Genomic DNA, 16,875 nt, shown 5'->3' with positions numbered 1-16,875 from the left:
GGAGTTGATGATCATTGATCTGTGTTCGATCAACAGCTCGTTATGGCTGTAGGATCACTGAACAGGTACATACTGACCGATCGGATACGGTACGGACATTCTGGCGAGCTTACGCTGGATGTTGGTAGCATCGAGGATGACGAGTTCGCCGTCTCTGTCAACATCGCCGTTTCTCTTTACGATCTCTCTGTTGGGTACGGACTGCTTCGCGATATAACGCTGGATAATAACAACGTCATTTGTATCGACAGTACCATTGTTGTCAGCATCGCCGAGCAGATAGGTCTCAGCAGGCTCGGAGGGATCGGTGAAGGATGCGATACCGCCGACAGTGAAGCCGGGCTGTACCACGCCGTTGTCAACGATACGGGTAAGGTCGGCGTCAGCGGAAGCCAGCATATCCAGAGTGGTTCTGACCTCAGCGTCGCCGGCAGCGGTGACGGTGTAATGAGTCACAGCCAGCAGTGCGTTGTCGTTGTCGAACTTAAAGCCCTTGTTGATCTGCGGAGTAGATGCGTTGAACTTGTTCAGACCGTCGTCGATCTTCGCGACAGAGGCGTTTCCGAGAATCGGGAACATTGCTTCGGTATCGACGACAACCTTGAGCTCGTCAACCGCGTCGGTAGACTGCAGGATGCTCTTGGTGAAGGTCTGAGAAGCGCTGATGGAAGCAACGCCGCCGGGGGTTGCGTCAGCAGTATTGAGGGTGGTATATACGGTGAAGCTTTCGCCTACGTTAAAGGTCTTGACCTGAGAGGTGCCGTCGACACCGTAGATGGTAACGTTGGCAGTCTGGCCGGGCTGAGGCTCGGTCGCGGGTGTGGTCGGAGCTTCTGTCGGAGCTTCTGTCGGAGCTTCTGTAGGCTCGGGCTTGCCGGGCTCATAGAACGAAGAGTAACCGCCGAGTGTGAAGCCGGGCTGTAAGACGCCCTTGTTGACGATACGGGTGAGGCTGCTGTCAGAAGCTGCCAGCATATTCAGAGCGGTTCTGACCTCTGCGTTACCCGCGGCAGTGACCTTATAGTGGGTAACAGCCAGCAGAGAATCGTCGGTCTCAAACTTGAAGCCCTTGCCGATCTGCGGGGTGGAAGCGTTGAACTTGTTGGTGGCGAGCTCGGGATCGATCTTCGCGACAGTCGCGGCGCCCAGAACGGGGAACATCGCCTCGCTGTCGGTGACAACAAAGAGATCGTCAACCTCGTCGGTAGACTGCAGGATGCCCTTGGTGAAGGACTGGGTCGCGTCGATGGAAGCGACGCCGGTGGGAGCAGCGGAAGAGGTGTTGAGGGTGGTGTATACGGTGAACTCATCACCGACGTTGAAGGTCTTGACCTTGGAGGTGCCGTCGATGCCGATGATGGTAACGGTAGCCTTGTTATCGGGCTGGGGCTCAGTCGGCTTTACGGGAGGCTCGGTGGGAGCTTCGGTCGGGATCACGGGAGCGCCGGGATCGGTAAAGGTACCGGAGATGGTATAGCTCTGACCGGGCTGAGTCTGGTCGTTGTATACGATCTTGGTCGCAGCCTCGTCGTCCTTGATCAGGGTCTTGAGGGTAGTCTTGATCGTAGCTTCGCCGGTAGCGAGAACCTTATAGTTGGTAACGATCAGCTGAGAGGTAGCGGTGTTGAACGCATAGCCGCCGCCGATCGCGCCTCTGGAAGCGTTGAACTTGATAGCGCCGTTGTTAACAGCCGCAACTGCCTCGTCGCCGAGGATCGGGAACATCGCTGTGGTGTTGACGATCTCGTGATACTCGCCGGTGACCTGATCGGTCAGCTGGAGAGATGCGGTGGGATAAGTCTGGGTGCCGTCTACGCTGGCGATGGTGGTGCCTGCGTTGAGAACGGTATATACGGTGAAGGTATCATTCTTGTTGAACTCCTTGACAACAGTGGTGTTATCGGGGTTCACGATGGTGACCTTGAGCTTGTCGGAAGGCTCTGTGGGGGGCTGAGTGGGAGGCAGGGTCGGGATCGGGCCGTCGGTAGTGAAGGAGCCGAGCATGGAATAGGTCTTGCCCGCCTGAGTCTCGCCGTTGAATACGATACGGGTGATATCCTCATCCGCCGCGGCGAGTACGTTCAGCTTGTTGGTGATATCGGCATAACCGTTAGCGGTGACGCGATAAGTGGTAACAATCAGCTGAGATCTGAGAGAATTGAACAGGAAACCGCCTACGGAGGAGCCCGCGTACTTAACGGTACCGGAATCCTTCGCGGTGCCGATCGCGCTGTCGCCCATCACGGGGAATACCTTAGCGGTATCGGTGAGATAGCCGTCCGCGTCTACGGAGTCAGCTAACGACAGGACAGAGGTGGTATAGCGCTGAGTACCGTTGACGGAAGACATCAGACCGTCGTTGACGGAAGAAGCGTCGAGGGTGGTGTATACATTGAAAGTATCGCCGATGTTGAAGGACTGGGTCTCAACAGAACCGTCGAGATTATGGATGCGAACCTCAGCATGGTCGATAGTGGGTGTGGGATCGGTAAAGGTCGCTTTGCCCGCGATGGACTTGCCTTCCTGGAGCTGACCCTCAAAGATGATTCTGGTCAGATCGGTATCGGCAACCGCGAGGTTGCGAAGAGCGTTCTTGACTTCACCGGTACCCGCAGCGGTTACCTTATAGGTGGTAACGATCAGCTGAGAGGAATCGGAATCAAACCGGAACGCGTCGGATGTGGAAGGGTTAGTTGCATTGTAGACGATTTTTCCCGTCTGAGCGCCGTTGGCAACGGTAGCCTCACCTGTGATGGGGAATACCTTGACGAGATCTGCGAACTCGCCGTACTGACCGGTGACCTCATCAACCAGAGAAAGAACGCCGGACGTATAGGTCTGGGTACCCTGGATCGAACCGATCATACCGTTGGGAGCGGAAGCGGAAGCGTTCAGAGTGGAATAAACCGTGAACTCCTCGCCTACGTTGATTTCCTTGACTTCGGTAGTGCCGTCAAGGCCGTAGATAGTGATGGTCGCCGTTTCAGCGGCGGTCGTTGTGGTGATGCCGACAGTAAGCACTGTGATCATCATGGCAAGCACCAACAACATGCTGATAATTTTTTTCATGTTAATCCTCCTCGGGATATATTTTCAGACAATATAATTCTAACATATCTTTTTAAAATATTCAACGATTATTGTTTATTTTTTAATAGAGATTTTTGCCCCACTTTTGTGTATTATGACAAAATGATTACAAAATGGGTGAAAATGAAAAAGACAGCCGCCGCGCTCTCATCCTTTTTAAGTTGAAATCACCACAGGGTTGAAGCGTGTTTCAACTCCCCTTACAACGACTGTTTAATTAAGTAAATCATTATTATTTCTTCGGATTTCAGTAGATAAAAACTGCTCCCTCCGCCGAAGCAGAGGGAGCGAAAATGTTTTGTGATATCATACTTTCAGTGATCAAACATCCTCACCGATGTCAAGATCCTGATTCAGACCTAAGAGCCAGCGCTGAAGCAGAGTAGTGTCGACTGCGGTGAGAGAGCCGTCGCCGTCAACATCGCCGAGCTTTTCAACGACGTTATCTCTTGCCTTAACGCCTGCGAGGACGCGCTGGAGACAGGTGACGTCGAGAATGGTGATCTTGCCGTCGCCGTCAATATCACCGCGCTTGCCGATGACGATCCTCGGAATCACGATCTGATCCCAAGTGAGCTCGTTCTTGCCTTCGGCGTCGGAGAAATACTTTCCGCACTCGGAGCACTGATAGTGAGCGTTCCAGCCGTCAGCCTCTTCGGTCGCAGCCTGGTAGGGCTTGAACGTGAGAGAATGAGCGAGCTTCGCGATGGTTTTGTGGCTGCGGGAGAGCTCATCATGACATACGGTGCAGTATACGACCTCGTCATAGGAGCCTGCCGCGGTGCAGGTCGCGGGAACCTCGTTCTCACGAACCGCGGTACCGGGAGTATGCGCGAGCTTAGCGATCGTCTTGTGGGTGCGGGAGATCTCATCATGACATACGGTGCAATATACGACCTCGTCATAGGAGCCTGCCGCCTTGCAGGTCGCGGCTACTTCGTTCTCAATCACTGCGGTGCCGGGAGTATGCGCGAGCTTTGCGATGGTCTTGTGGGTGCGGGAAAGCTCCGCGTGGCAGGAGGTGCAGTAAACGACCTCGTCATATGAGCCTGCCGCCTTACAGGTCGCGGCAACTTCGTTCTCGATCACTGTCTGACCGGGTGTGTGGACATGGTCGAGCTTCGGAATGATCAGGGAAGCCGCGGTGACCTCCTGAGTACCTGCCGCGTCGGCAAAGAGCTTGGTACAGCCGGAGCAGGTATAGTGCGCCTTGGTACCGGCAGCCTGCTCGGTAGCGGGAACCTCGGGTACATAGGTCAGGGTATGAGTGATGATCGGGAGCTCAACCGGGGTGCGGCTGATCTCTGCCTGACATACGGTGCAGTAAATAACCTCGTCATAGGTGGTCTTGTCATGGGTGACTACTTCATTCTCGTGGACTGCCGTACCGGGAGTATGAGGAGCCAGATCGTGGTACTTGGTCTCGCGGGAAAGCTCTGTCTGACAAGCGGTGCAGTAGGTGACTTCGTCATAAGCGCCTTTTACGGTGCAGGTAGAAACGTGGTCGTTCTCGATCACGGCATTGCCGGGAGTATGAGGAGCCAGATCATGATACTTGGTCTCGCGGGAAAGCTCTGTCTGACAAGCGGTACAGTAGACGACCTCGTCATAAGAGCCTCTTACGGTGCAGGTGGAAGCGTGATCATTCTCGATCACGGGGTCTCCGGGAGTATGATTGAGCTTTTGAATGACTCTGGGAGTGCGGGAAAGCTCTGCGTGACACACGGTGCAGTATACGACATCGTCAAAGGAGCCTGTCGAGTTGCAGGTCGCGTGAACGATGTTCTCCTGTACAGCCTCGCCGGGAGTATGAGCAGCCAGCTCATGATACTTGGTCTCTCGGGAGAGCTCCTCATGACACTCGGTGCAGTAGATGACTTCTTCATAGGAGCCTGCGGTGGTGCAGGTAGAAGCGTGATCGTTCTCGATCACGGGGTCGCCGGGTGTATGGGTATGAGGAGGAGTGACGTCGCCGGGCAGGGTGGATACGGTATAATCCCATGCAGTCTCAATATTATTGTTATAGAACGCGTCAAATATCTGCTGCTTGGTCAGACCTAAGTCTGTGCCGATATCGTCGATCATCTTCTGCTCAGTCTTCGTGCCGGGCTCGACAACAAACTGATATGCGTTTTCATATTTGGTCTTGTTGGTGGTACTATCGACCACTGTCAAAAAGTCTGTGAAAAGAGATTCATCGGTGGTGCCTTCCGCAAGGCAGGTACCGACTACGTTACCGATGGAAGAAATCTGCTTAACAGGACCGACAACGGATGCATCCATATCGTGCCAAAAAGCGGCCAGTGTCTTTTTGGAGCTGTCTACGGGGTTTTCATACTCGGTGCCGTCGCAATACGCGATATGACCTAAGCAATCGGTGGTGAAGAGCAGATCGTAGGTCTGTCCGCCGTCGATCGCTCCGGTTCCGGCTTTAGAAAAACCGAAAATGATCTTATACTGAACGCCCTCATTGAGCGTAAGGCCTTTTGCGGAGGGTTTGAAGGAAAACATGCCGTCCATGCCTGATACAGCAGTACCAAGGGCTTTCTTAGTGCCCCATGCGAGACCGTTCTCGAGGTCACCGCCGAAGATATGGAAAGAGATCTTACTCTTTTCGCCAAATTCCCAGCCTGTTGTGGAGCTGTCAAAATAAAGCGTGTCGGGGTCGGGAGTGCGCTGTTCGATGGTTTTGTGCTCGCGGGAGATCTCCTCGCCGCAACCGGAGCAGTATGTGACCTCGTCGTAGGAGCCCTCAGAGGTGAAGGTAGCGGCTACCTCGTTCTCACGGACAGGCTCACCGGGGGTATGCTCATGCAGGGTAGACGCGGCGTAATCCCATGTAGTCTCGATCTCCGCAGCTTCAAAAGCAGCCTGAATATCCTGCTTGGCAAGACCTAAGTCGGCGCCGATATCGTCGATCAGCTTCTGCTCGGTCTTCGTGCCGGGCTCGACAACAAAATGAAGAGCGTTTTCATAGGCGGTTACGCCTGTTTCACTGTTAACGACAGTCAAAAAGTCATTGAAGATGGATTGGGGTGTTTTGCCCGCCTCGGGACAGGTGCCGACTACGTTACCGATCGATGAGATCTGGAGAACGGGACCAACCACGGAAGCGTCCATATCCTGCCAAAAAGCAGCCAGTGTCTTTTTGGAGCTATCTACGGGGTTTTCATACTCGGTGCCGTCGCAATACGCGATATGACCGAGGCAGTCGGTAGTAAAGAGCAGATCGTAGGTCTGTCCGCCGTCGATGGCTCCTGTTCCGCCCTTGGAAAAACCGAAAATGATTTTGTACTGAACGCCCTCGTTGAGCGTAAGTCCTTTAGCAGAGGGCTTGAAGGAAAAGACGCCGTTTGAATCGGCTACAGCAGTACCAAGAGCCTTCTTAGTGCCCCATGCGAGACCCGTGGTCGAATTCTCTTCCGTTCCAAAATCGCCGCCGAAGATATGGAAAGAGATCTTACTCTTTTCGCCAAATTCCCAGCCTGTTGTGGAGCTGTCAAAATAAAGGGTTGCAGGATCCAGATCGCCTGTGGAAGCGACAGGTACCTCAGCCGCGCCGGTATTCACAACGCCGACCGCCGCTAAGGAAACGACCATCATCACTGCCAAGAGCAGTGACAACATTTTTTTGAACATGTTAATCTCCTCCTAAAAAGATTTTTGTGCAGGTGTACGTATCATACGGCTTTCAAAGGCTCGCCTATCCGATCCTTCGGTCGATCCTCCTCAAGGGTATGATATTAGTAATATCATTTTAGCATAGATCCTTTTCAACTTCAACGGATTATCTGATTTTGAGTATAGAGATTTTGGGCTCAGTTTTGTATATTATGACAAAAGGGTTACAGAATTACCGGTTTCTCATGTAGGGGAGGGTCTTGACCCTCCCGAGCGGACGATAGCATTGTCCGCTATGACAGGTGCTTTGTTGTTATATCTCACGCTTTCGATGATCAAAACGCGTGATCAATGTCGCTTCGCGAACGGGCGGGTCAAGACCCGCCCCTACGAATAAGGGAGCCTAAAAAAAACACAGGCGCAGTTATCGTGCGTCTGTGTCAGTTGATAGGGGTGATTCTGTTAAAAAAGGGCGCACGAAAGTAAGCGCAGTCAGTGCTTGCTTGCATATAGCGTTATCGCCTGTGCCGCCATCCGTGTCAAGTCCTTTCGTAAAAATACTCTGTTTTAATGAGCCGGAGACGTTTTGTTAAAAGTGGTTTTCGGTATTCATTTACATAAAAACCGCTCCCTCTGAGAACAGAAGGAGCGGATCGTCATTTCGTATAAGGTTGAGATTGCCACAGGGCTTGCAACCCTCCGGCGCGGACACGTGTGTCCGCACCACCTCCCTTAGAAAAGAGAGGCTTAGCATCTCGCGATGACAATTCTATACCTGATTATGACCGGGCTTAGTGCGGGATCGTTGAGAAGTGAGGCTGGCCGATCGGGTACGAAACCGTGATCTTATTCAGCCAGCGCTGGATCAGAGTAGCGTCGAAGATGGTCAGTCTGCCGTCGCCATCAACATCGCCGCGTCTGATCATATCAGCGGTAGCCGTGATGATACCGGCGTCAGCGCGCTGGATGAGAACAGCATCGTTGATTGTGACAGTTCCGTCGCCGTCAACATCACCGAGAAGCTCAGCGGGCTCGGTGGGAGGAGCCTGAGTGGGAGCCTCAGTGGGGGGCGCCTGAGTCGGTGCCTCGGTGGGAGGAGCCTGAGTCGGTGCCTCGGTGGGAGGAGCCTGAGTCGGAGCTTCTGTGGGAGGCTCGGTGGGAACGATCATCGGGATCACGATCTGATCCCATGTCAGCTCTACCTCACCGGCGGAGTTGTTGAAGTACTTGCCGCACTCGGTGCAGTAGAAATAGGACTTCCAGCCGTCAGCGGTCGTGGTCGCCTTTTTGCCGGGCTTGAACTTGAGGGTATGCTGATGGTCGAGCTTGGGGATCACCAGCTCAGAAACGGTGACCTCGGTCGTGCCGGTCGCGTCGGAGAAGAGCTTGTGACACTCTTCACACTCATAATGCGCCTTCACGCCCTCGGACTCTTCCGTTGCGGGTACAACGGGAACATAGGTCAGGTTGTGAGCGATCATTTCGATGGTCTTGTGTGTACGGGAAATCTCCTCGTGGCAATCGAGGCAGTATACGACCTCGTCATAAGAGCCTGCTGCGGTGCAGGTAGCGGGAACGACATTCTCCGCCACAGGTGCGGCAGGGTTGTGAACGTGCTCGGTCGGGCCCTGAGTGGGAGCCTCGGTCGGAGCGGGCTCAGTGGGATCGTCAACAGGAGGCTGATAGCCTACGTGTACGCCGTCCTTGAAGTGGTCGGGGTTCATACACATATCTGCTACGTTATCGGACCAGCCGGGAGTACCGTCGGGATAGTCGGAATCCTCGCCGATACCCTCTTGATACTCTTTGCCGTAGCAGCCGTTACCGTAGTAAACATACCAGTCGGCGCCGCACTCCTGTCGATGGGAAATTTTATTGATGGAAAAACGATCGGGATTGACAACATAGATACAGTTATTAAAGCTCCACGGATCGGGAGAACCGTATTCCAAAGAATCATAGTCGCCGACGAACGCGCCTTCGACGTTGGTATCCCCGGTCTGAGCTGCCTTATCATAGATTGGCTTGGTTGAATCCATGCCTCCGTCAACGCCGTTGTTAAAGATCGCGACAGCAACAGAAGCAGTAGGATCATCGACATCATAGGGAACGTCGGCATAGTAGATACCCTGATCATAGTCCTCGATCTCCATGCGATAACCTACCCAATAACCATCCTTTTCGGCAGGTCCGCCCCACCAGTAAATACCGGCATAGTGCTTGCCGTCGAGGATGTTAAAGTCGTTATACCATGTAGGGGACTTGTCGCCCTTGCGGAGTACGAGCTCATCGTGAGCAGGCGTGATGACTTCACCTGTATCGGGATCGAGCTCATCATCGTAATGTACATATACGTCGTCCGTCGTCACGGGGCCGCTGTTACCGTTCGGCATCATGAAATAGATACGCTGTGTCGGGAGGGAGCCGGGCTCCATCTCGTATTCTGCCTCATACGCCGCGATACCCTCGCTGACAGACTGAACAACGGGAACGCCGTCTTCTACGTCAGACACGGACAACGCGTTGAAGGAAACAGCCAGCGCAGCCGTAAGCAATGCTGCTACCAAAAATAAACTGATTACCTTTTTCATTGTTAATCCTCCTAAGCATTAATTATGCTGTTATGCACTTTCATCTTATCACATAATTGTCGAGGATTCAATATTTTTTTGTAAATTGCGGTAAATTATTTTGGGATGTTGATCTGTTTTCGTCGATTCGCACAAATACCGCAGGTGTTTTTTGTGAAGATGATAAATGGGATGAGTTATCAATTTGGGTGAGATATCCTTTTCGTACGCTTGTTGTTAATGAAACGCAGTATTATTCGGTTGAGATTGCCACAGGGCTGACACGCGTGTCGAGCCCCTCGCAATGACGATTATTTATAGCAACCCTCAGTCTGCTTCGTTGATAGCGCGTCGCACGCGACCCCTTAGGAAAGGGAGCCTTGGTAAAGCCTTCCTTTGGGAAAGGAAGGTGCCTTCGTAAGAAGGCGGATGAATTGTATTAATTGACCGACCGTAGGGAGATACTCTATTATTACGCTTGTTGTTAATGAAACGCATATTATTCGGTTGAGATTGCCACAGGGCTGACACGCGTGTCGAGCCCTTCGCAATGACGATTATTTATAGCAACCCTCAGTCTGCTTCGTTGACAGCGCGTCGCACGCGACCCCTTAGGAAAGGGAGCCTTGGTAAAGCCTTCCTTTGGGAAAGGAAGGTGCCTTCGTAAGAAGGCGGATGAATTGTATTAATTGACCGACCGTAGGGAGATACTCTGTTATGATACTTTGCGATATCATCAAGGTAATAAAATTGAGATACTCGCTTCGCTCAAACAATTTAGTACAATTCCTCACCCGCTCCCGCGGGAGCTCCCTTTCCCAAAGGGAGCCTTGGGGAGTGACAGCATGTCACACGTGACCCCTTTACCAAAGGGAGCCTTGGAGGGTGACAGCATGTCACACGCGACCCCTTAGGAAAGGGAGGCTTTGGCTTGTCAAAGAGGTACATTAGTCAGGAACGGTACGTCTATCATCCTCCCTCTGACGAGGGAGGTGGGCTCGCTTGCGAGCTCGGAGGGAGAGATAACGATGCGTAATAATGATTCTTCGGCTTTTGACTCAAGCCGCATAATCAGTATCATTACTCACGGTATTGAGTCATGCGTTTACATGCTATTATACAGTTGCGTTATCTCTCCCCCGCAGGTTAAGTAATACTCTCAATTACAAAGCCATCTTGCTGCCCCCTCGTCAGAGGGGGCTGAAAAGTATTTCCTACAGACTGAGTCCTCTTTACCGAAGGGAGCCTATTTATTCTTCACAATGACGATTAGTTTTAGCAACCCTCAGTCACCTTCGGTGACAGCTCCCTTAGGAAAGGGAGCCAAAAAAAGCTCCCCCTGCAAAAGCAAGGGGAGCAAAAGCTGTTTATTTGTTACTCAGAATCGTGCCGGATTAATCTACACCGACGGTTTCGCCGATGTGGTACTTGTTAGTGCCGATACCTGCGAGATAACGCTGGATCAGGGTTACGTCGAGGATATCGATTTCGCCGTCGCCGTTTACGTCAGCAGCAGCAGGAATGACATAGCTGATCATATGAACGTCATAACGCTGGATCAGAGTAGCGTCGATCGAATCAACAACACCGTCGCCGTTTGCATCGCCGAGGATGTACGAGGGAACCTCTTCGCCCCATGTGACGGTCATCTTAGCGCCGGTCTTGGTGTTGTAATCGAAGTTGATCAGGTTGAGCTCCATCTTGATGGTGGTGCCGGGGGTCAGACCTGTGATCTTGAGGTTGGTAGAACCGTTGTAGATCGCGTCGGTCTCTACGCCGTTCTCGATAACGCCGTTGTCGCCGAGGCCGAAGTTATCAGTCCACGCGTCATTGATCGCAAACTTGAACTCTACGTCGCTGGGATCATACTCGCCAAGAGTATAAGTGATAACGTAAACGTCGTCCATAACCTTTGACATATGGTTAGCTTCGGCAGCGGGATCCCAGCTGATCTTGTTCAGCCAGTTGTCGCCGTCCGGAGAACCGTTACCTACCGCGGTGACGGACTGAACATCCAGATCGCTGATGGGAGCTACGTTGTCGCCGTCTACCCATGTCTTGGTGCCGTCACAGTATACGGTGAAGGTACCTGCCTCGGTCACGTTGAAGGTGACGTTGTTGCCGGTCTCGTCGCCGATCCAGGTTTCGCCGTTCTTGACAGCCTTGAGCTGTACAGCATCCTTAGCGCTGTCAACAGTGTATTCCTTATACCATACATCGTTAGCGAATGTCATGGCATTGTTGGTGTCGTTGCCGTTCCAAGAGGTGCCGAAGATCGTGGTATCGCTACCTGCTACGATAAAGACATCAGCAGGCTGAGGAGCCTCGGTCGGAGCCTCAGTGGGAGCCTCGGTCGGAGCCTCGGTGGGAGCCTCGGTCACAGCCTCAGTCGGAGCCTCGGTCGGAACCTCTGTGGGAGGTACATACTCACCGGTCTTGACGAACTTGTACATATAGCCGCCTACGGTCGCGCCGTGAGCTGCGGGATCACCCTCGGGATCGCTCATGGTATAAACCTTGATCCAACCATCGTTGGGATCGCCGTCGCCTGCGGGACGGAAGTAGATGGTGTAGATGCCGTCCTCAGCAACGGTACGGTTGTTCTCTACGCCGTCGGGGAAGTAGTAAGAAACGGAGGTGCCTCTCTTAGAGGACTTAACGACCTTGAAGTTGTCGCCGATGATCTCGGGACCTGCAGGATCGGAATTCTTGATCGGGTTGCCGAACTGGTCAACGCCGAGCTCAGCCTTAGTCAGAGCGATGTTATCGATCTTGTACAGACCTTCTTCTACCATTGTCATCTCAAGAGCGGGATCAAGGCTCCAGTTCTGGTTCATGGAAGCGATGGTACCGTAGAGATAATAGGTGTTGGGCTTGAGCACGGGAGCGGGAGCTTCGGTGGGAGCCTCAGTCGGAGCTTCGGTGGGAGCTTCGGTGGGAGCCTCAGTGGGTTCCTCGGTGGGAGCCTCAGTTGCGGGCTCAGTCCATGTGACAGTCATCTTCGCGCCGGTCTTGGAGTTGTAATCAAAGTTGGTGAGATCGAGGCGGATCGTGATGGAGGTGCCTGCGGTCAAACCGGTGATCTTCAGATTCTGAGGACCGTTGTAGATCGCGTCGGTCTCTACGCCGTTTACGATTACGCCGTTGTCGCCGAGACCGAAGTTATCGGTCCACGCGTCGTTGATCGCGAACTTGAACTCAGGATCGCTGGTGTCATAATCACCGAGTGTATACTCGATCTCGTATACGGCAGTGTCGTCGACCTTAGTCATGTGGTTAGCTGCGGCAGCAGGATTCCATTCGATGTTGTTCAGCCAGTTGTCTCCGTCCGGAGAACCGTTACCTACTACGGTGACGGACTGAACATCCAGATCGCTGATGGGAGCTACGTTGTCGCCGTCTACCCAGGTCTTGGTGCCGTCACAGTATACGGTGAAGGTACCTGCCTCGGTCACGTTGAAGGTGACGTTGTTGCCGGTCTCGTCGCCGATCCAGGTTTCGCCGTTCTTGACAGCCTTGAGCTGTACAGCAGCCTTAGCGCTGTCAACAGTGTATTCCTTATACCATACATCGTTAGCGAAGGTCATGGTGTTGTTGGTATCGTTGCCGTTCCAAGAGGTACCGAAGATAGTAGTATCGTTACCTGCTACGATATAGGTATCAGCAGGCTCGGGAGCCTCAGTGGGAGCCTCGGTCGGAGCCTCGGTCGGAGCCTCAGTGGGAGCCTCGGTCGGAGCCTCGGTGGGAGCCTCAGTAGCAGCCTCGGTCGGAGCCTCAGTGGGAGCCTCGGTGGGCTCATCGGTCTCGTGATAGCCTACGTGCTCGCCCGCCTCGTTAAAGTGGTCGGGGTTCAGGCAGCAATCCTCAACACCGGTGAACTCGTCAGCGTCGGTTCTGTAGCCGCCATAGCAGCCGTTGCCATAGTAGAAGTACCAGTTACCGCCGCAGGTCTGCTGGCCGGAGAAGGAATTAATGTCAACCTGGTTGGGGTCAACAACAAAGATACAACCATCGAAGTCGAACTCGTTGTAGGTGTCGCCCCAGAGGGTGTCATAATCGCCCTCGTAAGCGCCTTCCATGTTGAGGTTGCCGGTCTGGGCAGCCTTATGGAAGATCTCCTGGGTGGTATCGGTACCGCCGTCTACACCGTTGTTGAAGATAGCGGAGGCCAGATTGCCGTCGCCGGGGATCTCTGCATAGTAAACGCAGTTATCGACGTCGTCGATCTCCATCTTGTAGCCGGGCCATGCAGCGGGAGAAGCGGGAGCATCCCACCAATAGATACCTGCATAGTGGTTGCCGTCTGCGCCTTCGTTGAATTCGTTGAACCAGGACGGAGCCTTGCCGCCTGCCTCGATCACGAGTTCATCGTGAGCCGGCTCGACAACATCACCCGTTTCGGGATCAAGTACATCGGGATAGTGTACATACACGTCGTCCGTGGCTATGTCGCCGTTTTTGCCGTTAGGCATCATGAAGTAAACTTTTGCGAGTGAGTCCTCATATTCGTCTTCGATTAACGCATCTTCGATCGTAGGTGCGTCAGGATCTACGACATTGTAAGCGTTGAACGCTACGACAGTCGTGGATAAGACTAACATGAGAGCTAAAATTACGCTAATAAACTTTCTCATAATTTCCTCCTTATAATGATTTTATTGCGTAGCTTAATCATAGCACAAAATTTTTGATTATTCAATATTTATTTTCGCAATTGGAAGGATTTTTACTCGGTTTTCTCCATTTTTGGCAAAGCGCCGAAAGCCTTGTGTATATTGCCTAAAAGCAGTGAGCTTCTGTTGTGTAAAATCACGGAAGATACGAAAAATCAACAGAAATCCGCCTGATTTCTTGGTGCGTTTTGCACGAAAGGGAGGGTGAAATAACATGCGGATCGTTCATATTTTTATGTTCCGAGGCTTCCTCTCGGGGGGACGGCGCACCGCTTTTTCTTACCCTATGAGACATACTGCTGTCGGTTATGATCACATTTGTATAGAGATAGAAAAAGCACCACGGTGCCTTTTTCTTACTCTATGTTACGTACTGCTGTCGGAAAGAGCCTTCCCCTCGGAGGCACGTGTGCCTTTTTCTTACCCTATGTGACATACTGCTGTCGGAAAAGAGCCTTCCCCTCGGGGCGCGTGCGCCTTTTTTTGTGATACTGCGGCGGGCACGTGTGCCTATTTCTTTTGATGATGCAATGTACTTCTGTCGGAAAAGAGCCTTCCCCTCGGGAGGGAGTAACTGAAGACTGAAGATTGAAAACTGAAAAATGAAAAATAAATGTTTCTCCCTTCGGTCGAACAAAATCATGTCAACCCTCAGTCACTTCGTGACAGCTCCCTTAGGAAAGGGAGCCTATAGGCGGGACACCCGCACCCGAAATGATAATTGATCGAGCAAAGCGAGATACCATTATTATTCATTCTTCAATCTTAAGTTTTCAGCCTTCAGTCATGCACACCCCCCGAGGGGAAGGCTTTTTAATTTCTACAGTACGTTGCAGTGACATAGATAAAGCGGCGCGCCCCTTAATTATTCATTCTTCAATCTTCAGTTTTCAGTTTTAAGTCATGTGCCCCCCGGAGGATCGGCTTAATTCGGTTGAGATTGCCACACCTATTGACACGCGTGCCAATAGGTTCGCAATGACGATTTGCAGTTGAGATTGCAAGAGTTATAAAAATCCCCCTGCCGAGACAGGGGGATGGATATTGGGTTTACTGCGGGGCTTGTTCGCCTGCACCGCCGCCGTTTGCCGCGGGCTGCTCTGCGGGCGCTTCCTGTGCGGGAGCCTCCTGCGCGGGCGCTTCTTCACCGCCGCCGGAATCTTCGTTGCCGCCGGAATCACCGCCGCCGCTGTTGCCGGAGCCGCCGCCGGAGTTACCGGAGGAGCCCGATGACGGAGCGGAGGTATAGTAGGTGGAGGAGGGCAGGTCGTCGGAATCGACCTCGCTGCCGTCCTTCAGGTAGGTGCGGGTGGTCGTGACCTTGTAGCCGTTGCCGAAATAGGTGGGCGAGGAGGTGTTGATCTCGATATCGTCGAACTTGGGGTTCTCCAGACCGTAGATCTCGCAATTGAGCTGTGTGCCGTCCATCCAGCACTTCATGAAGAGCTGGTACTTGAAGGGATTGTTGACCTTGAGGTCGATGTTGCCGTAGTCGACGGTCGCGTCACGACCCGCGTCAACGTATACCGATTTATAATAGTGGCACTCGCGCTCGACGACGTCCATGCCGCAGAGGATGCAGGCGTTGTAGATGGTGGTGGAGGACTGGCAGATACCGCCGCCGACACCGGTCTCGCTGCGTCCCTCGACGATAACGCCGGCAGGCTTGTAGCCGTTGGACTCGAGGTTGGAGTTGCCGGTATGGTCGTTGAAGGACCATGTCTCGCCGGGCTCAATGATCGAGCCGTTGCACGCCGCTAACGAAACGCGCATGTTCTCGTTACCGTTGGAGTTGTTGGTCGAGGTGGTCGAGAATTCGGAGAGCTTGGTGATATTCTTCTTGAGGTAATCCGCCGTGATTTCGGGCTCGACCTCCTTGACGGTCGCGTCGACCGTGCCCGCGATATTGCCGTTCTTGATGAAGGTGGACAGCGCGTTGAGGCTGGTGGTCTCGTCCAGCGTGGCGCCCTTGGACTCGGCGGAGATCGTGAACATCGAATCCGCGTCGGGATCGAAATCGGTCACCTTGGCGTCCTTGGCGTCCTGCTTGACATCAGCGGCGATCTTGGTGACAAGATCCTTGCAGGTGGAGTCATCGACGGTCATCTTGATCTCGTAGTTCTTGTCCTCGGTCTTGATGCCCTTTTCCTCGGAATACTGCTTTGCCTCGTTCAGAACCGCCTCGGTATCGAAGGAATACTTGAAATCATCCTTGGTATAATGATAGGACTTGTCCCCTGCCTTGACGTCGACCTTGATGCCTGCCGCGAGGTCGTTCTCGACGGTCTTCATCAGGGTCTTCGCCTCTTCCATCGTCAGATCCTTGAGGGATTTGCCGTTGACATAGACATTATCGGAGAAGGTGCTTTCGGGACCGGTGCCCGATCCGGAGAACATATACAGGGCAAAAGCGCCGAGTGCCGCGATCAGGATGATACCGACGATGCACAGCGTGACGATCAGGCCTGTCTTCTTTTTCTTCTTCGGCTTAGGCGCGTCATAATCATAGCGATCATCGGGATGAGGCGCCCTTCTCGAGGGACCGTTCGGACGGGGCGCGTCAGCCCTGCCGTCATCCACAACGATGAAATCCTCATTCAGATTGCGCCGCGGCGCAGTCGGACGAGGCGCGGACTGTCGCGGATTCGCGCCGTTTCTCTTCGGTGCGTTTGACGGCGCGGGGGAGCCTGTCCTGCGTGTACGTGATTCTGCCAATATAGCGTCTAATTCCATGGTGTTGGATTTTTTATCTGCCATAACAACCACTTCCTTTATAGTAGATCGATCATACGGGTGTGATACGGAAACCCATATCTACCCAGTATAGTTAATTATATCATACACCAGAAAAAAAGGATTAATAATCTGTTAAAGAATTATGGACATAAAATTTCCGTGACCATGGCTGTTTGTGTTCGGAT

Annotated in this window: 5 protein-coding genes; all 5 read right to left on the bottom strand. The window is 52.9% G+C overall.

What is annotated here, in order from left to right:
* Positions 1 to 54 precede the first annotated feature (54 nt).
* Positions 55 to 3,069, bottom strand: coding sequence for a dockerin type I repeat-containing protein (locus tag JKK62_RS02780; protein WP_201426884.1), 3,015 nt, complete (start codon positions 3,067 to 3,069; stop codon positions 55 to 57).
* Between the two features lie 342 nt (positions 3,070 to 3,411).
* On the bottom strand, positions 3,412 to 6,729 hold the full coding sequence (locus tag JKK62_RS02775; protein ID WP_201426883.1) for a dockerin type I repeat-containing protein: 3,318 nt from the start codon (positions 6,727 to 6,729) through the stop codon (positions 3,412 to 3,414).
* A 773-nt stretch (positions 6,730 to 7,502) separates the two neighbouring features.
* Complete coding sequence (locus JKK62_RS02770) at positions 7,503 to 9,302, bottom strand: dockerin type I domain-containing protein (RefSeq protein ID WP_201426882.1); 1,800 nt, start codon at positions 9,300 to 9,302, stop codon at positions 7,503 to 7,505.
* A 1,373-nt stretch (positions 9,303 to 10,675) separates the two neighbouring features.
* Entirely contained in the window at positions 10,676 to 13,915 is a 3,240-nt protein-coding gene (locus JKK62_RS02765; RefSeq protein WP_201426881.1) for a dockerin type I domain-containing protein, read from the bottom strand.
* Positions 13,916 to 15,004: 1,089 nt separating this feature from the next.
* On the bottom strand, positions 15,005 to 16,711 hold the full coding sequence (locus tag JKK62_RS02760; protein WP_201426880.1) for a VanW family protein: 1,707 nt from the start codon (positions 16,709 to 16,711) through the stop codon (positions 15,005 to 15,007).
* Positions 16,712 to 16,875: the final 164 nt, after the last annotated feature.

It is taken from the genome of Ruminococcus difficilis (assembly GCF_016680995.1).
This window is presented reverse-complemented; position numbering and strand designations above follow the sequence as displayed.